The organism is Roseibium sp. 10G30-5 (genome assembly GCF_055809635.1).
In genome coordinates this window covers 3070861-3089249 of the sequence record NZ_CM147918.1, presented here as the reverse complement: position 1 = coordinate 3089249, position 18389 = coordinate 3070861, and the positions used below count along the sequence as shown (strand labels likewise).

The following is an 18389-nucleotide window of genomic DNA, read 5'->3' as shown; positions in this document are numbered from 1 at the left end:
CTCCCTCCCGCTTTGCTTGCTCCCCAAATGTTTGAAAGGTGTCCTCATGTCCACTCAACCTGACATCATGGCTCTTGCCGAGCTTTTGCGCGCAGCGGCGAAGCGGGAGATTGTGCCGCGCTTCCGCCATCTGGCACACGATGACATCCGGTCCAAAAGCGAGCCAAGCGATCTGGTGACGGAAGCAGACGAACAGGCGGAGCGTTATATTCGCGCTGAACTGGAAGCCTTGCTTCCGAACCACCTTTTTATCGGCGAGGAAAGTGTTGCCGCAGATCCGGACCTTCTCGGCAAGCTTGATGGCGCGGAGCGTGCGGTAATTGTCGACCCGATTGATGGCACTTTCAACTTTGCCTCCGACGTGCCGCTGTTTGGTGTCATGGCCTCCATCGTCGAGAAGGGCGAGACGGTCGCAGGAATCATCTACGATCCCATGGGCGACGACTGGGTCATGGCGGAAAAAGGCTCTGGCGCGCAACTGCTTCGCCCGGACGGCTCCGGCTTCAAGCTGACGGCCAGTGATCGTGTGCCGCTGGACCATATGGTCGGCGCGGCTTCGACCGGGTTTTTACCGCCCACCGCAAGGGTCTCCGTCGGGGGCAATCTGTCAAAGATCCGCCATCAGGTCGGTTACCGGTGTGCGGCGCACGAATACCGCGCCTTTGCCGGAGGGCATCTGCACTTTTTAATGTACAATAAGCTGTTGCCCTGGGACCATCTGGCCGGTGCATTGATCGCGCAGGAAGCCGGAGCCTATGTCGCCCGTTTCGATGGGTCCACCTATCAGCCGGAACATCTGGACGGCGGACTGCTGGTCGCGCCAGACAAGGACACCTGGCAGCTTCTGCGCGACGAGGTCTTCACCGTCTGAGAGGGGGCCTCACTGTGACTGATCCGGATTGCCAAACTCTGCGATAACCGCCTCGATGAAGCATTTGATCTTGGCCGTCGGGCGACGGCTCAGGGGATGTGCAATGCGCATGGGTTTGGCAGGCCCCTCATAATCGGGCAGCACGCGCACAAGATGTCCGTCCTCAATCTGTCGTGACAGGATCGTCTCGGGACCGAAGGTGATTCCAGCGCCTGCAATTGCAGCCTGCATCAGGTAAGGCCAATTGTTGCTGCGCGTGCGCCCCTTCGCCGCGACTGTCTGGCGACGCCCGTCCGCACTTTCAATCTGCCAGTGACAACTCGCAGGTGTCTGCGCATCGCCAAAGAAAAGACAATCGTGATCTGCCAGTTCCACAGGCTGCAACGGCAATCCCCGTCTGGCGACATAGTCCGGCGACGCGCAGGCAATCAACCGGTAGGGCCTCAACGCATATGTCCGCAAACCTGCATCGGCTTCGAGCTGACCGATACGCAACATGATCTCAAAATCATGTTCCAGCGGATCAAGAAACTGATCGGACAGCTTCACATCAACCTGTGTCTGCGGATACCGGACAAGATACCGAGTCACGAAGGGCGCCAACATATGTGTTCCAAAGGTCACCGGCGCAGAAATTCGCAAGACGCCCTTGGGTTCATCTCGCATTTCCTGCAACAGGTTATCTGCCGCCTCGGCCTCAGCCAGCACGATGCGACATCTCTCATAATAAGCTCGCCCGACATCCGTCAGGCTTTGACGCCGCGTTGTGCGGTTCAGCAAGGTGGCTCCCAGCCGGTTTTCCAACACCATGACATGCTTGGAGACCATTTGCGGCGACAGCGATAATGCCTCAGCGGTCGCCGCAAAGGACCCCAAATCCGCCGCTTTCACGAATACGCTCATGCTGGTAAGCCGATCCATTATTCCCTCCATTTTATTGTTTATCTCTTTATATCATGAGCATTTATCTCTTATGAAGCGCGAATTAGCGTCGGCTCCTCACATCTCTTCAAGGAAACAACATCATGAAGATCGGAATATTAGGGGCCGGATGGGTTGGACGCACGCTGGCTGCGCAAGCGCTCAAAAACGGGCATGACGTCCTGATCAGCAACTCACGTGGACCGCAGACACTGATGAGCACCGCCGTTGGCCTCGGCTGTCAGGCGGGCACAGCCGATGATGCCGCTCGCTTCGGCGACGTTATCATTGTGGCTGTGCCAATGACGGCGATCAATGATTTGCCAGCCGAGCTTCTTGCTGGAAAACTCGTCATCGACACCACCAACTACTACCCGACCCGCGACGGCGACATTGCCGATCTCGGAATTGATGGCATGACCACCAGCGAGTTTCTGAAGACCGCACTGCCCGACGCTCGTATCGTGAAGGCATTCAATTCCATTCGCATGAATGAATTGGAACGTGACGCCCGCCCTGCGGGTGCCTCTGATCGCCGCGCACTGCCGATGTCTGGCGATCACCCACATGACAAGGCCATTGTGGCAGAGCTTGTTGACGCGTTTGGCTATGACCCCGTGGACGTGGGGCCTCTGTCGGAGGGCTGGCGGTTTGAACGTGCCTTGCCTGTCTATTGCCAGGCCTTGTCAGGCGAAGACCTGACGCGCCAATTAGCGGCAACCACACGCGAAAATTTCCGCACGGCACGGGCAAGCTAACACACAATCTGTCTTGACAGGATCAGCCCGAGCGCGCGAAAATCGTGCTCGGGTTGAAGATCCCTGCCGCTCGCAAGCGTCATAGCTTTGGTGAAATCTTCCCGTTCGGATTTACCGGACGTACAGGACACTCAGCCCTTGCTTTGATGCAGGCAGGCCGATGGCAATGCGAGCCCCATCCGACACGCTGCCTGCGCCTCGAAGAAAGGCCTCATGCCATGTCCCTTCCCCCGATTGATGCACTGAAAGCCCAGGCAAAACGCCTACGCAGCACGCTTGGCGCGGATCAGAACGCCTCCCTCTCCCACAGCTAAGGCCCTTGAAGTCGTTGCCCGCCAATACGGCTATCGCGATTGGAACACGCTCTTTGCAGCGAAAGGCAATATGCCGGATCCATTGCTTTCTCTCGGCGACAGAGTAGCCGGAAGCTACCTCGGGCAACCGTTCGAAGGCGAAGTGCTTGCCCTGACGCAGGCATCTCCCGATGCTCCCTTGCACGTCACCTTGCACTTCGACACGCCGGTGGATGTGGTCTCCTTCGACAGCTTTTCGAATTTTCGTCAACGGGTTTCCGTCACACTCGATGCCAATGGCACGACCCGACAAAAGACATCTGACGGTATGCCGCACATGTGCTTGCATAAAATTGGCTAAGACGCAGAGCCCTTGAGAACGACAAAGGCCTCGCCGGATTTCTGACGAGGTCTTTGTTATCGTGGCGTCGAGACGGTGTTTTGCAGAGACTGGATCAGTCGAGTCTGGCCACGACCAGATGCCCCGACACCGGTTCGCCATCTTCAAGCCGCACAATAATCGGCTGCATATCGAGAATGCTGAAATGCGCGGTCGCCAGTTCTTCGCGAATGTAGGCCTCGCCTTGCGCAAACCGTTGCTTGCGGCCCACCATGTAAGACTTGCCGCCCAGAACGGCCTCCGGCAGCGTTTCCGTGGAGAAGGCGAAATATCCGCCGGGGGTCAGTCGGTCTGCCGCACCACGCACCATGGGACGCACGTCGCCCAGATAGGGAAAGACGTCAGTGGCAGCGATAAAATCCCACGACGGTACTGGTGCCATCCTCTTCTTCGAATTCTTGCAGAAACGCGACGGCCTCGCCCACATAGAGATCATCATAGACCTCGCGGTCATAGGCCAGTTCAACAATGCGCTCCGACAGATCAACGCCTGTTTGATGGTCCGTGCAATCGGCGAAGGCCATGCCGGTCAGGCCCGTGCCGCAACCAAGATCCAGCAGGCGGTCGAACGGCCCGAGCTGGAGCGACCGCACAGCCTCGCGCAATTGCAGCGGCACGCAATAACCAAGCTGCTCGACCAGAATTTCATCAAAGACATCGGCATGCTGATCAAACAATGTCGCGACATAGGCTTCTGGCATCTTGTCGGGGGACGCGGCGCGACCGATGGCTGCCAGACGAATGGTGACGCCACCCGTATCTGCCGGGTCCAGCGCAAGGGCCTCTTGATAGGCCTTCTCCGCGCCATCGTAGTCGCCAGCTTTTTCCAGCGCGAGCCCCGTGTTGTAGGCCTCGGCCAGAGCGTCGTCCTGTTCTTCCGTCATGCTCAATCGCTCTTTGTTCTGCGTGATCGCTGCCCCGCTCTTATCAGAAAAGATCGAGCTGGCCATCCTTCTTCGTCTGGGCGCGCGCCCTGGGCACAGGGGCAACGGTCACATCCGTGGCCACCTCGACCAACTGCGCATCATCCTGCGCCACCGAATTGACCCGGCGCGACACAGGCGTCGCGATCAGCAAATCTTCGTTGGCGGGGCGCAACATCTTGTGCGCATGGCGATCCAGCACATTGCCCACATCAAGCCAGTCCTCAAACTGTTCAGGCATCACGATGGCCGGCATCCGATCATGTATGCCGCGCAGCGTCTGGTTGGCTGACGTCGTGATAATGGCACCGGTATCAATATCGCCACCATCCGGATCACTCCAGGTTGCCCACAATCCGGCAAAGGCAATCAAGCCACCATCTGCCCGATGAATGAAGAACGGCTGCTTTTCCTCCCCCACGCGCAGCCATTCATAATAGCCATTGGCTGGCACCAGACAGCGGTGATGCCGCATACTTCCGCGAAACGACGGCTTTTGCAGAGCAGTCTCGGCCCGCGCATTGAGCAAAAGCGTGAAGTCACCCGGATCCTTGACCCACGGAGGCACCAGGCCCCAACGAATGAGCTGAAAGTGACGTTCACCATGTTCGCGCCGCACCGTGGCAATCGGTTGGGTTGGGGCAATATTGAACCGCGGCGGAAAATTGGGGTTTTCCGCATATTGCAGAAAGGCACGGACTTCTTCCGGCGAGGCTGAAAGCGTAAATCGACCACACATCACTTTGAATTATTATCAAATTAGTCAATTGGCAACCAAGCCAAGTTAACGTCACAACCGGAAAAGTTTAACCTGGGGAATGGCATGCAAGGCGCGAAACCGGTTCTGGGCAGCGGAGCTCTTAGCGCAGACCTGCTTTTGGCGGCAAACATCAATCCTGTCACGGGGTTGGCGACCGATTATTTGAACCATTTCAATGAAGTCGTCATGCTTCTCGAAATGCTCCCAGACATGCCCATGTGCGCCGACGATGTTCTTGAATGGGCACCTCAAGATTACATTTCTCATTTCGAAAACTCCACGTTCAAGGATAAGAAGCTGGCAATTGCCGCTTTTCAGGCCGCTGACGAAGATTTCAGGGCGCCGCTTGAGACATTGGTGCACCAAATTAACGAATGCGTTTTGCGCGCTCAGGCGATGATCCGGCGAGCGAAAAGCCCGGATCTCGTGGCGCAAGAAATCGCCATTGTTGCCACGACGCGTATCAAACCTCTTGTCTCCATGGCAGGCGGCATCATTCATGGCCGCGTCGATGCGGAAGCCATCGTCCGCGAAGGCTTTGAAGCGCAGGTACAGATCGACGCCATGTTTGCATAAGCTGACCGCCCCTCCTAGATTGAGCCCTCGACGTCCTCAATCGAGTCTCCAACCTTTCCATGTCAAATTCCCGCCTCTACCCGTCGTCTCCCATTCTCAGCGTCAGCGTGATCTGTCATCGAGAAACCGCGCAGGGCCGCGAGATCGTGCTGGTCAAGCGCAGTAAAGAGCCGTTCAAGGATCACTGGAGCCTGCCCGGTGGCAAAGTGGAACTGGGCGAACTTGTACGCGATGCCGCCCAGCGCGAACTGAGCGAGGAAACCGGCCTTACGGCTGACATTCACGAGGTAAGTGAACTGTTCGACAGCATCCAGACAGAGGATGACGGACGGGTGCGCGCGCATTATGTGCTGGCCGTGTTTACTGCAGCGCTCCTGTCAGGCGACCTGCGCGCCGCTGATGATGCCGCCGCCGCACAATGGATTAGCGTCGACACCCTCGACACACTGCTGACAACGCCAAAAACACCGGACATCGTGCGGCGCAATCTGGCCAAGACGGTCAAAGCCTGACACGTCCGCTGTGCGCGGAGTGGCCTTCCCCTTGCACGCTCTCGCCGGGCACCGCATGATTACCGCATCAGGTTTGGGGACCAATTATGCGATTTTGCGCGTTCATCTTTGCCATTTTCTTTGCCGGTGCGCTTGCCGCCATGGTCGCCACACCAGCCCGAGCCCAAGTTCCAAGCATCGACCAGGCTCCTCCGTTTCAGCCCGATATGGAACGCCTCGCGGAGATCATGGGGACTTTGCATTTCTTACGTCCCTTGTGTGGGCATAACGACCAGCCGAGCTGGCGTGTGCGCATGGAAAAGCTTCTCGCCACTCAGCAAGATCATTCCAGCGAGCGAGCCCGGCTGGTTGAATCCTTTAACCGTGGGTATCGTGGTTTTTCCTCAACTTATCGCCGCTGCACGGTGGCAGCCCGTCTCGCAATGGAACAGTATGGTCAGGAAGGACGCAGCGTCAGCAGCACCCTTCTCACACGCTACGGCCAATAAGCGGCGGTTTCGAAAGAGTTTTGGTATCCAGTCTGTTAACCCTTTTGCTCTGCGCTGTGGGCAGTCGTTAAGATCACGTTCACCTTTGCCGTCCCGTCGGCTTCGCCATGTTAATGTCAAAGCTACATGATTCGCGAAGCAACACGTCAGGCAACTGACCAAGTGTCTTAAGCCGATTAAGGAACAGAATGACCAACGACGACTTCAACGACGCAACACTTGAGTTTGATGGGGACTTCGCTGAAGAGGAAGATACTCGGCGGGCTGCCCTTGGCTTCATTTCCGACGCTTGGGCTGACGCGATTGCTTATGGCGTCGATGCTGATGCTGTCGCCCATGCCGCTATGTTCACTGCTCTTGCAGATCTGGTTGCGGCTTATGGCGAAGACGCTGTTTGCAAGCTGGCTGAAGGTTTGCCTGATCGCATCCTGCGCGGCGAATACACCGTCAACCGGGTGCTTCAGTAAGCAGCACCCGCTAGGCTTTATGCTTGGTGCCTACTCTTGGCGGCTCATCTGGCTGGTCAACATTTTACAGAGCATAAACACAGCCTTTGAGACGGGTGATACCACGCGCCCTGTTCCGTTTCAGAGCGGCACGCCGCTACAGCACGTAGTCGTACGTGAGGTCAGCGAAGACAGCCAATCCAAAGACAATCAGGAAGACGCCGGCACACCGGTTCAACTTGGTCAGCCACACATCGTCGATCTGCCGCGAAAACCGCGTGACAAGCGCGGCGACAAAAGCCCACCAGCTCAGTGCCCCTGCGGCGACACCCGCCAGCAGGCACAGTGTCCCGGTAATGTTTGACTGATCCGGCCCCCACTCGCCCAGACCGCCCAAAATAGCGACAAATCCGAGGATCGAGCCAGGGTTGGTAATTGTCAGCAAGAACGCCGCCAGCGCGTCAGACCAAGCGTTTTTCAAGGTTTCTTCCGAGGTCTCATCGGAGAATTGCGGATGGACGAAAAGCAGACGCGCACCATAGGCCAGCAACAGGGATCCACCGACGAGCTTGAGCCAATCGGCTTTGCCCTCGATGAAAACTGTGACAGCAGAAAGACCGAAGGCTGCAACGGTTGCAAAGATCGCGTCGGCAACAACCGCACCAAACCCCACGAAAAGTCCAGCATAGAACCCTTGATGGAGAGCATGTCTTACGGTCATGATGTTGACTGGACCGACCGGAGCGCTCGTAATGATTCCGACCAAACCGCCAATCACCAGAAATTCCAGAAGTGTCACCTGGATCCGACTCCCTTACTCACATCTTGCCTTTCCGTCGATAACGACACCGACCGAAAAGAGCAAGGCTGGGCCCTTCTCGTCACAGGCTGCCTTAGCCTCAATTCACTCTTCATGACGCACATTTTCCAGAGCCTTGACCCATGATTTCGTCCCAGCCCCTTTTCTCCCGCCTTTTTCTCTGTGCGCTTGTCCTGTTACTTGCCCCAACAGCGCAGCCCGCCCTAGCTAAGGCAGTGAAGACACAGAGCATCATCTTCTCTCAAAAGGATGACACAGATACGAGTGAAGCCCAGACGCTCACGCCGGAGGGCGGTGATGACACGCAGACGGTAACGCCACCGTCCAACGTTGCTCGTGACGGAAAGATGCCGCATGTCTACTATGATGTGTCGAAGCTGCCGCCACGGGTCCAGAAAATGCGCGAAGAGCTGATCGAAGCCGCCAAGAGCGGTGACTTCAAGAACCTGCGCAAGGTCTTCGAGAGCAATGAAATGCCACCAAGCGTTTCGGCCACGCCGACCAAAAAGGACCCGATCGCCTATCTCAAGGAGACAGCGGGCGATCCGGACGGATATGAGATCCTCGCGATCCTCGAAGACACGCTGAATGCTGGTTATCTGCATGTCGACATTGGCAAGCCGCAGGAAATGTATGTCTGGCCCTATTTCGCCGGATACCCACTGAACAAGCTGACGCCAAAGCAAAAGGTCGAGATGTTTCGCGTCATCACCGGCGCCGATTTCGACGAGATGGAAGCCGTTGGAACCTGGCTGTTCTATGAAGTAGGCATCGGCAAGGATGGCACGCTGCACTATTTCATGACGCAGGAATAAACACCTCGCGGCACGAACCGACGACCTGACTGTGATGGTCAAGCAATAAGAGGCGGCTCCTTTCGGGCCGCCTCTTGGCGTTCAACACATGTGACCGGGACAGCGGTCTCTCTCAGCGAGTGATCACCACGAAATCGGTGCCAAGGCCTGTATTGCGTTCAAAACTGCGGTCAGTAACGATCAAGGATGCGCCCGGCGACACAAGAGGTGCCAGATCAGTTTTAACCTTGCTGGCGAAGTGCAGTCGATTCAATACATCTTTGGTGGCCTGTGCATCTGCGCCTTCTGCCGACAAAGCCATCCATTGAATGCGCGTCTCCCCCGGCACGAAGCCCATTGCCGTATAAAGTTTCGTACCCAGAGGGGCCGCGCCATCGGCCAGTGTCACGCCAGCCTGATAGATCGGCTTGAAATTCTGCCGCACTCGCAAGGTCGCATTCGGAATGCTGTCATAGCCCGCCTCTGCGTAGATCTTGCGCAGCAGAGCATCGGTGATATTGCCGGTGACTGGCAGTTCAGCGCCTTCTTGAAACAGCCGGAGGGCAGCGCGCGTCTGTTGACCCATGATCCCATCCGGCTTTCCCGCGTCATAAGACAGGTCATTCAGCAGGGTTTGCAAACGCTGCAAACGATCACGATCCGTATCTCGTGTCACGATCATCCGCACCGGACGCTTCCACGAGGCGGGTGGAGCTAATGTCACGGCCTTTGACGGCAAGGACGCATCGGTTTGCAGGGCGGTAGCACCGGTCGTCTTCGGTGCGGCGCCATCAAGACTGGCCACTTCCACTCCAGAGGCCATCGGCTTTGGCAACACAGCCTCGCGCACGACAAACGGCTCGACCGCGTCCTTGACGACAATCACCTGCATACCGCGTGTCGTCATGCTGTAGAGAGATTTCGAAAAATCACCCGGCATACGAATACAGCCATGAGAGGCGGCATAACCAGGAAGATGCCCTTTGTGCAAGGCAATGCCCGACCATGTAAGCCGCTGCATATACGGCATGGGCGCGCTGTCATAGAGGTTGGAAAAGTGCTTGCGCTGCTTTTCCAGGATGGTGAAGACGCCAGTTGGCGTCCTGCGTCCTTTTCGACCGCTTGAGACCGGGGCTTCGGTGACAAGGTGCGTTCCCTTGTAGATGCGGATCTTCTGATCTTTCAGGGACACGATCATCTGCACAGGATCACTGTCATGGGCCTGGGATGGAGCGACGGCGGCCGGGTCTGAGCCTGCCACTTCATGGAGACCGGCGGCATACCCTGGCACGATGCTCAGCACAATGAGGCCACACGCGGCGGCAATGGAGATAGCCCTTCCCCTGCGCGTCGGCGTGCCCGCAAGATGCCCGAGGCCTTGTGCCCTCAACCATATTCTTGAGGTTGGTTTCCGTCTTCATCCCACTCTCCGCATCTGCCCCGATAGCCCATCTACCTTAGGGTCAGTTTGCGTCAAATCGGTATAATTAGCCTTACCAAACCGCTTACAGCTGCATTTTTTTAGCCTGAGGGAAAAGACCTCTCGCCAAATTGGCGTGCCAAAGAAAACAGGCCACGGCAGGCTTGCGATCGTCAATTACGTTGAGACAGGCAACTTTCCAAAGCCCTTGATCGTTCTCTGACTGAACGGTCCAGCGCTTGCCACTTGCAGGGGCCAACAAGGGCCACTATGTCGCTCGAAAGAGACTTCAAGAACGAACAGGACAAGATCATGGCCGAACCCAGACATTCCATATTGACCAATCGTGGACTTATCCGGGTTTCGGGAGACGATGCCCACACATTCCTGCAAAACTTGGTAACCTGCGACATGGCACAGGTTGATGAGACAGGAAGTGGCTTCGGAGCGCTCCTGACGCCGCAGGGAAAGATCCTGTTCGACTTCATCGCCCATAAGGAAAGCGAACACGCCTATCTTCTCGATACCCCCAGCGAGACGATGGATGAGTTCATCAAGCGGCTGACGTTCTACCGTCTGCGCGCGCGCGTCGACATTCGCCCCCTCATCGAAGATGATGTTGTCGCAGCGATCTGGAATGTAGACCCAGAAGACATTGCCGGGATCCGCGAATTCGTGATTGCCCATGAAGACCCCCGTCTTGAAGCGCTGGGGCTACGCGTTGCCGGCAATGACCACTATCTGCGCCACGCACTTGCGGCTGTCGATAGCCGCGATGTAAGCGTCGAAGGATACGAGGCGCACCGCATCGCTACAGGTGTCCCACAAGCGCTGCGCGACTACGACTACTCCGACATTTTCCCGCATGATGCGGACATGGACCAACTTAACGGCGTGTCTTTCAAGAAGGGCTGCTACGTCGGGCAGGAAGTTGTTTCCCGCATGCAGCATCGGGGCGGTGCCCGCAAGCGTTTCGTCCAGGTCACCTGCGCAGCCGGCATCCCGAAACTGGGCATGCCGATCATGGCGGGACCGGAAAAGTCGATCGGCACATTGACGAGCGTTATCTCTGCACAAGACAAGGTGAGTGGCATCGGCATGGCGCTCGTGCGTCTCGACAAGGCCAAAAGCGCCATGGATGCGGGCCAACAACTGACCTGTGATGGGCTGACCGCCGAACTCGTGATCCCGGACTGGGCAGAATTCAGTTGGCCCGAACAGGCTTGATCGAACATAACGGGCGGCCCATAAGCTGCCTCTTGTCTTTTTCGCCCTTGTTACGGAGACCCGATGGTGTCTGCACGCACCGATAAAGCCCCCCGTGCCTGGCAGCGCATGCTGTCGGGCCGTCGACTTGATCTACTCAATCCGTCGCCAATGGACATTGAGATAGAAGACATTGCGCACGGGTTGGCGCGCGTGGCGCGGTGGAACGGACAGACCGAGGGAGAACATGCGTTTTCGGTTGCCGAACATTCGCTGGTGGTCGAAGAAATCGCCTGCCAGTTACAGCCAGGCCTTGAGCCGCGCTGGCGACTGGCGGTGCTGCTGCATGATGCGCCAGAATATGTCATCGGTGACATGATCTCCCCGTTCAAGGCCGTGATGGGCGGAGCGTATAAATCTGTCGAAGAGCGGCTTCAGGCGGCCATTCACCTGCGCTTTGGCTTGCCTGCGGTTCTGCCCGACCCTATCAAGAAGCTGGCCAAACAGGCCGACATTGTCAGCGCCTATTTCGAGGCAATCGAGCTGGCCGGCTTTTCGCGGGAAGAAGCCGACAAGATCTTTACGCGACCTGACAAATTCATCAAGACGGCGGAAGCCGGCTGTGCAGACGAGCCTGATGCGGAAATCCGTCTCAACCTGAGGCCGTTGCCAGCCTTTGAAGCGCACAAACTCTTCCTCGACCGGTTCCGTGAAATCGAAGAGCGGCTCTGATCGACATCGAAACCGCCCGATTTGACAGGGTTGCCTGATGACACCGCCCGATTAACCGCGAGATCTGCCCGCTAAGTTGGGAACAAGCCGCTTCCATTTAGCTACGAGCGATGACCTCTGCGTTGCAAGTCTGTATCCTGACTGCGTGGTTATTCGCTGCGCAGGTTCGAAATCTCGATGCTTCACGTCTGTTCCCTTTCCCGATTGACCGAAACCGTCAACAAGGTTGAAGCTCGCCATCTCGTCAGTCTGATCAATGAGGAGTTCGTTGTCGATACGCCGGTCTGCGTGCTGCCCAATCGGCATCTGCGACTGTCGTTCAACGATATCGTCGGCACTGTATCAGGACTGACCTCCCCCGCCGAACAGCATGTCATACAATTACTTGATTTCGTGTGCGCATGGGACCAGACATCGCCTATGGTCATGCACTGCTGGGCGGGCGTCAGCCGTTCGACCGCAGGTGCGTATGTGACAAGTTGCGCCTTGTCACCGGAGGCCAATGAATATGAGCTCGCCGCACGACTGCGCCGCTGCTCCCCCTCCGCCACCCCCAATGCCCGTATTATTGCTATTGCCGACAAGCTGCTGGACAGGGACGGACGAATGATCGACGCCATTCGCAGCATTGGCCGTGGCCGCACCGCCTTTGAGGGCGCTCCCTTCGAAATGCCGATTGGATGAAAATGTGCCCACTGCAAAGGACGTGTCCCGCATGAGCGGATCGACAGCTGCCGTCGAGATCGGGCTGAATGCCGTCATCGTTGCCGTGTCCGGTGGAATGCCGCAGTTTGTTGCCGTTGAAGACGACAAGGGACAGGAGCCCGCAGCCCTGCCCTTCGGCCCGTTTGAGCCGCCTCATCATCGCACATTCGAGATTGGTTTGCGAAGCTGGGTGGAAGCCCAGACGGCCCTGAAACTGGGCTACATCGAGCAGCTCTACACCTTCGGAGATCGGGGACGCCATCGAACACGTGAAGATGATGGACCACATGTCGTCTCTGTCGGCTATCTGGCACTGACCCGCCAGACACAAGATTCCGAGCAAGTTCTGGCACAGCACCATTCGTCTTGGCGGCCTTGGTACGACTGCTTCCCCTGGGAAGACTGGCGCAAAGGGCGCCCTGCCCTGCTGGACAGTGACATTCTGCCCGCACTGTCCCAGTGGGCGCAGGCCGGGTCGACCAGCAGTTATGCCTCTGGTGCCGCGCAATCCCTGACTCGAATGGAACGCCTGAAGCATGCGTTCGGCACCCGGTCAGACGACTGGGACGAAGAAAAGGCACTTGAGCGCTACGAACTTCTCTATGACGCCAGTCTGGTGGAGGAAGCCCTGCGCGATGAACGCCCCGACGCTTTGGCCAATCCGGATCTGCCGAAATTTGGTCGCCCGATGCAATTCGATCATCGCCGCGTTCTGGCGACCGCTATTTCGCGGTTGCGTGCCAAACTGAAGTATCGCCCGGTGGTGTTTGAGCTGATGCCCTGGACATTCACCCTCACCGAACTGCAAACCTGCGTCGAGGCGATTTCCGGGCGGCATCTGCACAAGCAGAACTTCCGGCGTCTGGCTGAAAACGCCAATCTGGTTGAACCAACGGGCGCAACGTCAACGGCCACCGGTGGACGCCCGGCAGCACTGTTCCGCTTTCGTCATGAGCTTCTGGACGAGCGCCCTGCCCCCGGCTTGCGCTTCAGCCGCCGGTAATCAAGTCGCGCACCCCGGCTCCAACCTTCTGAACCGCAAACACCTCTGTCAAAAGGCAGACTTGTGTTTCGCTGCATAACTCCCAGCCCTTTGACATGACCGCTCGTACCACCCCAGCAAATGAGATCGTGCCTGTGCAAAAATAGGACAGAGCGAGCATGACGCAAGGGAATGCCATTTAACCATAAAACCGCATTTACCATCGTCAAAATGGCTCATTTCAGTCATCAAAAATCCGATTAAGCCTTTTTCAAGGTTAATGCTCCAGTCTTCTGACCGTGGGGATGCTGGGCATCCAGGTTCAGTGACAGCGTCTTGTCAGGCGCCTTGAGTAGAGTTGGAGTTTGGCTGCGTATGTCTGGCCTCAATCACACCGTTTCGTATGATGCCCCTCGACGGCGCACCCGCAATCGGTCGCGTGGCGGCCTGTCTGGCAGGCAAAAGCTGAAGCTCCTCGCCCTTGGAGTTCCCCTCTCCTTCTTTTACCTGACAACCACCGTGGCACATCAGGACATCGTCAGCCTTCTGGCAGCCGAAGAACAGCAAGCAGAAACGCCGCGCTGGATGATGGCGCTGATGCCAACCGAATATACTGTCAAGTTGCAGCCCAGGCTGATGCTGGCCGATAATTCGCGCCAGACCACCTCGGTCGCCGACGCACCCAGCGTGTCCATCACCTCAGCCGTCAAGGGCGCAGCGCCGCAGGAAGTAAAGGGAATGTCGGAGGTTCTCAAGGAGGTTGCTCCTCAGACCGTTCCAGATCACATCGACATCAATCGCAAGGGCAAACAGGACCGTTTGATCAGTCGCGCCCCGGCCATCAAGCTCGGCTCCATGGCGTCTGGTTCGGTTTTCCGTCTCGCCAGTCTGATCGACCATGACGATCTGTCGACCCTGCCAAAAGTCTCCTTCGTCAAGGCCAACCTGCCCGTGACCGGCGATCGGGATTTCCGCAGCGCCAGCACAAGCTCTGACGGCAAGCCGCTGAACCTGCAACGCGTTATGATGGCGCGCAACGCCGCTGCCGCAAGCTTCTCGCTGGTCTCCGCCTATGCGCCGGAAACGCTGACAGATGCCAAGGATCCCTTCAACGCACTCTTTGGCGCTCACAAATATGAACAGCCGCTGCCGCCACCGGAAGATCCGGAAAACCCACATTGGTGGGCGCAAAAACCGTTGCCGCTGGAAGTCTCCAAGAAGAAAGAGCAGAAGTGCCTTGGCCGAGGCGGTTTATTTCGAATCTCGTGGAGAACCGCAAGGTGGACAGGCCGCGGTGGCACAGGTCGTGCTGAATCGGGTCAAGAACCCCGCCTATCCGGACACGATCTGTGGCGTCGTTTATCAGAACCGCCATCTGTACAATCGCTGCCAGTTCTCTTTTGCTTGCGACGGGCAGCGGCATCGCATTTCCGACAGTTCCTCCTGGGCAGAGGCCAAGAAAATCGCTTATGAGGTCACCGACGGCACGCTGTATTCCAAGATGGTTGATGCATCCACGCATTATCACGCCACCTATGTGCATCCCCGCTGGGCCAAAGCGATGGTAAAACGTGGTAAAATCGGTGATCACGTCTTCTACAAGACGTATGGCGGCGGCTGGAACTGATTCAGCCCCGCCGGCGCTGCGCAAATCTGCATTTCTGCGCGAAAGCGCGCGCCCTGACTTTCAATCAGCATGGTCGCGGATCCTGCGCCCATGCTCGGAATATGGTCTTACCAGACCCCCTCCGTCCGGCCTTGAAAGGTCATCACGAAAAGTTTTTTGATCGTCATAATTTAGAAAAAATCACATAACATACTGAAATATATAGTCTTTTATAATAAAATAAGCCTTTTGCTTTGAAAGCGCTAGATTATTGTCAACAAAGAGCCTATATCAAAAACGAACATAAAAAGAAGGTTCACGGACGCTTGCGTCCTCTTTCTTTTGCAAGGGATATGCTCAAATTGAGCATAAATGATTTAGGGAGGTCTCCATGACCATCAATACATCCCCGGCAGATCTCGCCGGAGCCACTCCTGCGGGGGCTGTTGCTCTGGATCGTTTCGGCCGTATCGATCGACCCGACTTGCGCTACACACCCGAAATTGGCGAAGCGACAGCTGACATCTACGACAGGGTCCAGCACGTCATTCCCGCAATCGAGTGGCCCGCGCTGGCCCCGACCGTACATGCGATCAACACGCTCAAGAAAGAGCGCAACGCCGTGATTCTCGCGCATAACTACATGACGCCGGACATTTTTCATGGCGTTGCCGACATTGTCGGCGACAGTCTTCAACTGGCCATCGAGGCAACCCGCACGGATGCCGACATCATCATCCAGTGCGGCGTCCACTTCATGGCAGAAACCTCGAAAATCCTCAGCCCGGAAAAGACCGTCCTGATCCCCGACATGAAAGCCGGATGTTCGCTGGCAGAATCTATCACTGGTGCCGATGTGCGCGCGTTGCGCGAGCGCAACCCGGGCATTCCGATCGTCACCTATGTCAATACATCCGCCGACGTGAAGGCCGAGTGCGACATCTGCTGCACCTCCTCCAATGCACTTCAGGTTGTCGAAAGCTTTGGCGTCGACAAGGTGTTCCTCATTCCTGACAAGTATCTGGCAGCCAACGTCGGCAAGAAGACAGACGTTGAAGTTCTCACTTGGGACGGAGCTTGCGAAGTGCACCAGCGCTTCACGGCACAGGAGCTGCGCGACTACCGCAAGATTGATCCAGGCATCAAGATCATCGCGCACCCGGAATGTCCGCCGGAAGTTGTCGACGAAGCCGATTTTGCTGGTTCAACCGCGCATATGATCGATTGGGTCAAGACACGCCAGCCGGAAAAGGTCATGATGATCACCGAGTGCTCCATGGCCGACAATGTGGCCAGCGAGACACCCAACGTGAATTATATCCGTCCGTGCAACCTGTGTCCGCACATGAAGCGCATCACGCTCGACAAGATCCTTGACACATTGATCGAGCTGAAAGACGAAGTGATTGTCGATCCCGCCATCTCTGCGAGAGCAAGGGTCGCTGTCGAACGCATGATCAATCTGAAAATCTGATTGACCTTGGTATAGGGTCCCCGCCCACTGCGGCGGGGCATTGGCCCGGCTGACGAACCCTCTGTCAGTCGGCGCATCTCGGGAATATACAATGGCATATCCGGTTGAGGCCTTCGCCCCTTCACTTGCGGGAAAAGACGTCGATGACGTCGTCATCCTGGGGGAGGACTGGCAGGCCTGTTCTGTGCGCTCAAGCTTGCTCCGCGTCCTGTCACCATCATCTCCAACGCTCTCATCGGGCATGGGGCTTCTTCGGCCTGGGCACAAGGCGGCATCGCTGCTGCGGTCTCTGAGAACGACACCTTTCAAAAGCACCGCGACGACACGCTGCGCGCCGGCGCTGGTATCTGCGAGGCCACCCTTGTCGAGCAGATGACCCGGGAAGCCGGTGACCGTGTTCGTGATCTGCTGTCTTACGGCGTCCCCTTCGACAAGGACCTCGAAGGCAAACTGTCGCTATCGCGCGAGGCTGCCCACTCGGAAAATCGCGTCGTGCGGGTCCGTGGCGACATGGCCGGACGGGCCATCATGGACGCAATCATCACGGCGGTGCGCGACACCCCCTCGATCCGCGTCATCGAAGGCTTCATGGGCGAAAGTCTGATGAAGGAAGGCCGCCACGTCACCGGCGTTCTTGCTCGCAAGCGCGGCGGTCTGGAGCGGCTGGCCTTTCCGGCCAAGGCTGTGGTTCTGGCCTCCGGCGGCATCGGCCACCTTTACTCCGTCACCACCAATCCGAGTGAAGCCAATGGCCACGGCGTTGCCATGGCGGCGCGCGCCGGAGCGGTAATTGCCGATGCGGAGTTTGTCCAGTTTCACCCGACAGCCCTGAATGTCGGTCGGGACCCGGCACCGCTTGCCAGCGAGGCATTGCGCGGCGAAGGCGCACGTCTGGTCAACGCACAGGGCGATCACTTCATGGAGGGAATCCATGAACTGGCCGAGATGGCGCCACGAGATATTGTAGCGCGCGCCGTGCACGAAGAAGTTGTTTCCGGCCGTGGAGCGTTTCTGGATTGCCGCGAAGCAATTGGCAGTGCCTTTGCAGACGAGTTCCCGACAGTTTACGCTGCCTGTCAGGCAGCCGGGATTGATCCCGCCAAGGATCTCATTCCCATTGCCCCGGCAGAGCATTTCCACATGGGGGGGTGCTGATTGATGCCAATGGACGGACATCTCTCGATGGCCTTTGGGCTGCGGGCGAAGTCTCCTCTTCCGGCGTCCACGGCGCCAACCGGCTGGCTTCCAACTCCCTACTGGATGCCGTGGTGTTTGCGGCCAGAATCGCAGAAGACATCCATTGCCTGATGCCAACGCCGCGTCTGGCCTTCTGGAATGCCGGACCGTCTGACGAAGGCCTGCCCAGCCAGCGCAATGTTGACGAGCGTGAGGCGGTCGGCATCTTGCGGCAGACCATGTCTCGCAATGTCGGTGTGGTCCGCAATGCAGAAGGTCTGCGTCAGGCCCTGATCGACATCCGTGATGCGGAAGCCCGCTGCCAGCGCATTTCGATCAAGAACATGATGCTGACTGCGCGAATGATCACGGCTGCCGCGCTGATCCGTGAAGAAAGCCGAGGCGGACACGCCCGCTCCGATTTCCCCGAGCAAGTGCCTGAACTGGCCAAACGATCCTATCTGACGCTGAAGCAGGCGGACGAAATCTGCGAAACCGTCTATGCAAGTGAAGGGGTGTGACGACC

18 protein-coding genes and 3 pseudogenes are annotated in these 18389 nt (G+C 57.4%); 15 read left to right on the top strand and 6 right to left on the bottom strand.

What is annotated here, in order from left to right; genetic code table 11:
- Positions 1-46: 46 nt before the first annotated feature.
- Positions 47-871 carry an inositol monophosphatase family protein gene (locus tag AC0L7U_RS15680; RefSeq protein WP_473691951.1) on the top strand — a complete coding sequence of 275 codons (825 nt, stop codon included), beginning with the start codon at positions 47-49 and terminating at the stop codon, positions 869-871.
- A 9-nt stretch (positions 872-880) separates the two neighbouring features.
- Here the strand turns inward: AC0L7U_RS15680 and AC0L7U_RS15675 are convergent, their stop codons facing one another.
- Positions 881-1792 (bottom strand): LysR substrate-binding domain-containing protein, encoded by a 912-nt coding sequence (locus AC0L7U_RS15675; protein ID WP_473691949.1) that lies wholly within the window; start codon positions 1790-1792, stop codon positions 881-883.
- A gap of 104 nt (positions 1793-1896) precedes the next feature.
- Between AC0L7U_RS15675 and AC0L7U_RS15670 the strand changes: the two genes are divergently transcribed.
- Positions 1897-2550 (top strand): NADPH-dependent F420 reductase, encoded by a 654-nt coding sequence (locus AC0L7U_RS15670; RefSeq protein WP_473691947.1) that lies wholly within the window; start codon positions 1897-1899, stop codon positions 2548-2550.
- Positions 2551-2768: 218 nt separating this feature from the next.
- Positions 2769-3204, top strand: a pseudogene (locus tag AC0L7U_RS15665) (glyoxalase superfamily protein).
- A gap of 94 nt (positions 3205-3298) precedes the next feature.
- Here AC0L7U_RS15665 and AC0L7U_RS15660 read toward each other — a convergent pair.
- Positions 3299-4127, bottom strand: a pseudogene (locus AC0L7U_RS15660) (methyltransferase).
- Positions 4128-4170: 43 nt separating this feature from the next.
- Positions 4171-4905 (bottom strand): SOS response-associated peptidase, encoded by a 735-nt coding sequence (locus AC0L7U_RS15655; RefSeq protein WP_473691945.1) that lies wholly within the window; start codon positions 4903-4905, stop codon positions 4171-4173.
- Positions 4906-4989: 84 nt separating this feature from the next.
- On the opposite strand from AC0L7U_RS15655, the gene AC0L7U_RS15650 reads away from it, so the two are divergent.
- The 4 genes from AC0L7U_RS15650 to AC0L7U_RS15635 all read left to right on the top strand — a co-directional run bounded on the left by AC0L7U_RS15650 (position 4990) and on the right by AC0L7U_RS15635 (position 6969).
- Positions 4990-5502, top strand: coding sequence for a hypothetical protein (locus AC0L7U_RS15650; protein WP_473691943.1), 513 nt, complete (start codon positions 4990-4992; stop codon positions 5500-5502).
- A gap of 59 nt (positions 5503-5561) precedes the next feature.
- Entirely contained in the window at positions 5562-6014 is a 453-nt protein-coding gene (locus AC0L7U_RS15645; RefSeq protein WP_473691941.1) for an NUDIX hydrolase, read from the top strand.
- An 86-nt stretch (positions 6015-6100) separates the two neighbouring features.
- Complete coding sequence (locus AC0L7U_RS15640; protein WP_473691939.1) at positions 6101-6502, top strand: TIGR02301 family protein; 402 nt, start codon at positions 6101-6103, stop codon at positions 6500-6502.
- A gap of 188 nt (positions 6503-6690) precedes the next feature.
- Positions 6691-6969 (top strand): hypothetical protein, encoded by a 279-nt coding sequence (locus AC0L7U_RS15635; protein ID WP_473691938.1) that lies wholly within the window; start codon positions 6691-6693, stop codon positions 6967-6969.
- 136 nt (positions 6970-7105) lie between these two features.
- Here the strand turns inward: AC0L7U_RS15635 and AC0L7U_RS15630 are convergent, their stop codons facing one another.
- The gene (locus AC0L7U_RS15630) at positions 7106-7747 is read right to left on the bottom strand and encodes a LysE family translocator (RefSeq protein WP_473691936.1); all 642 of its coding nucleotides are present in this window, start codon (positions 7745-7747) and stop codon (positions 7106-7108) included.
- 236 nt (positions 7748-7983) lie between these two features.
- Between AC0L7U_RS15630 and AC0L7U_RS15625 the strand changes: the two genes are divergently transcribed.
- A complete protein-coding gene (locus tag AC0L7U_RS15625; RefSeq protein ID WP_473691935.1) occupies positions 7984-8583 on the top strand; it encodes a hypothetical protein in 600 nt (199 codons plus the stop codon).
- A gap of 112 nt (positions 8584-8695) precedes the next feature.
- On the opposite strand, the gene AC0L7U_RS15620 is transcribed toward AC0L7U_RS15625, so the two are convergent.
- Positions 8696-9853 carry a L,D-transpeptidase family protein gene (locus AC0L7U_RS15620; protein ID WP_473691933.1) on the bottom strand — a complete coding sequence of 386 codons (1158 nt, stop codon included), beginning with the start codon at positions 9851-9853 and terminating at the stop codon, positions 8696-8698.
- A 441-nt stretch (positions 9854-10294) separates the two neighbouring features.
- On the opposite strand from AC0L7U_RS15620, the gene ygfZ reads away from it, so the two are divergent.
- From ygfZ to AC0L7U_RS15600, 4 genes are all read left to right on the top strand, one after another.
- Positions 10295-11209 carry a CAF17-like 4Fe-4S cluster assembly/insertion protein YgfZ gene (ygfZ, locus tag AC0L7U_RS15615; RefSeq protein ID WP_473691931.1) on the top strand — a complete coding sequence of 305 codons (915 nt, stop codon included), beginning with the start codon at positions 10295-10297 and terminating at the stop codon, positions 11207-11209.
- A 63-nt stretch (positions 11210-11272) separates the two neighbouring features.
- Positions 11273-11920, top strand: coding sequence for a YfbR-like 5'-deoxynucleotidase (locus AC0L7U_RS15610; protein ID WP_473691930.1), 648 nt, complete (start codon positions 11273-11275; stop codon positions 11918-11920).
- A 177-nt stretch (positions 11921-12097) separates the two neighbouring features.
- Entirely contained in the window at positions 12098-12604 is a 507-nt protein-coding gene (locus AC0L7U_RS15605) for a tyrosine phosphatase family protein (RefSeq protein WP_473691929.1), read from the top strand.
- 31 nt (positions 12605-12635) lie between these two features.
- Positions 12636-13628 (top strand): NUDIX hydrolase, encoded by a 993-nt coding sequence (locus AC0L7U_RS15600; protein WP_473691928.1) that lies wholly within the window; start codon positions 12636-12638, stop codon positions 13626-13628.
- Positions 13629-14134: 506 nt separating this feature from the next.
- Here the strand turns inward: AC0L7U_RS15600 and AC0L7U_RS15595 are convergent.
- Positions 14135-14362: a hypothetical protein gene (locus AC0L7U_RS15595; RefSeq protein ID WP_473691927.1), complete on the bottom strand. Its 228-nt coding sequence runs from the start codon at positions 14360-14362 to the stop codon at positions 14135-14137.
- Between the two features lie 338 nt (positions 14363-14700).
- Here AC0L7U_RS15595 and AC0L7U_RS15590 point away from each other — a divergent pair, with 338 nt between their 5' ends.
- The 3 genes and pseudogenes from AC0L7U_RS15590 (at position 14701) to AC0L7U_RS15580 (ending at position 18384) form a co-directional block, all read left to right on the top strand.
- The gene (locus AC0L7U_RS15590) at positions 14701-15234 is read left to right on the top strand and encodes a cell wall hydrolase (RefSeq protein WP_473691926.1); all 534 of its coding nucleotides are present in this window, start codon (positions 14701-14703) and stop codon (positions 15232-15234) included.
- A 370-nt stretch (positions 15235-15604) separates the two neighbouring features.
- Positions 15605-16687: a quinolinate synthase NadA gene (gene nadA, locus AC0L7U_RS15585; protein WP_473691925.1), complete on the top strand. Its 1083-nt coding sequence runs from the start codon at positions 15605-15607 to the stop codon at positions 16685-16687.
- A gap of 91 nt (positions 16688-16778) precedes the next feature.
- Positions 16779-18384, top strand: a pseudogene (locus AC0L7U_RS15580) (L-aspartate oxidase).
- The last annotated feature ends 5 nt before the right edge of the window (positions 18385-18389 follow it).

Excerpts from the sequence above, each read along its gene's own strand:
- AC0L7U_RS15590 (WP_473691926.1), top strand. The coding sequence starts at position 14,701 with ATGCCAAGGATCCCTTCAACGCACTCTTTGGCGCTCACAAATATGAAC.
- AC0L7U_RS15655 (WP_473691945.1), bottom strand. The coding sequence starts at position 4,905 with ATGTGTGGTCGATTTACGCTTTCAGCCTCGCCGGAAGAAGTCCGTGCC.
- AC0L7U_RS15605 (WP_473691929.1), top strand. The coding sequence starts at position 12,098 with ATGCTTCACGTCTGTTCCCTTTCCCGATTGACCGAAACCGTCAACAAG.
- nadA (WP_473691925.1), top strand. The coding sequence starts at position 15,605 with ATGACCATCAATACATCCCCGGCAGATCTCGCCGGAGCCACTCCTGCG.
- AC0L7U_RS15600 (WP_473691928.1), top strand. The coding sequence starts at position 12,636 with ATGAGCGGATCGACAGCTGCCGTCGAGATCGGGCTGAATGCCGTCATC.
- ygfZ (WP_473691931.1), top strand. The coding sequence starts at position 10,295 with ATGGCCGAACCCAGACATTCCATATTGACCAATCGTGGACTTATCCGG.
- AC0L7U_RS15680 (WP_473691951.1), top strand. The coding sequence starts at position 47 with ATGTCCACTCAACCTGACATCATGGCTCTTGCCGAGCTTTTGCGCGCA.
- AC0L7U_RS15675 (WP_473691949.1), bottom strand. The coding sequence starts at position 1,792 with ATGGATCGGCTTACCAGCATGAGCGTATTCGTGAAAGCGGCGGATTTG.
- AC0L7U_RS15635 (WP_473691938.1), top strand. The coding sequence starts at position 6,691 with ATGACCAACGACGACTTCAACGACGCAACACTTGAGTTTGATGGGGAC.
- AC0L7U_RS15670 (WP_473691947.1), top strand. The coding sequence starts at position 1,897 with ATGAAGATCGGAATATTAGGGGCCGGATGGGTTGGACGCACGCTGGCT.
- AC0L7U_RS15650 (WP_473691943.1), top strand. The coding sequence starts at position 4,990 with ATGCAAGGCGCGAAACCGGTTCTGGGCAGCGGAGCTCTTAGCGCAGAC.
- AC0L7U_RS15645 (WP_473691941.1), top strand. The coding sequence starts at position 5,562 with ATGTCAAATTCCCGCCTCTACCCGTCGTCTCCCATTCTCAGCGTCAGC.
- AC0L7U_RS15610 (WP_473691930.1), top strand. The coding sequence starts at position 11,273 with ATGGTGTCTGCACGCACCGATAAAGCCCCCCGTGCCTGGCAGCGCATG.
- AC0L7U_RS15640 (WP_473691939.1), top strand. The coding sequence starts at position 6,101 with ATGCGATTTTGCGCGTTCATCTTTGCCATTTTCTTTGCCGGTGCGCTT.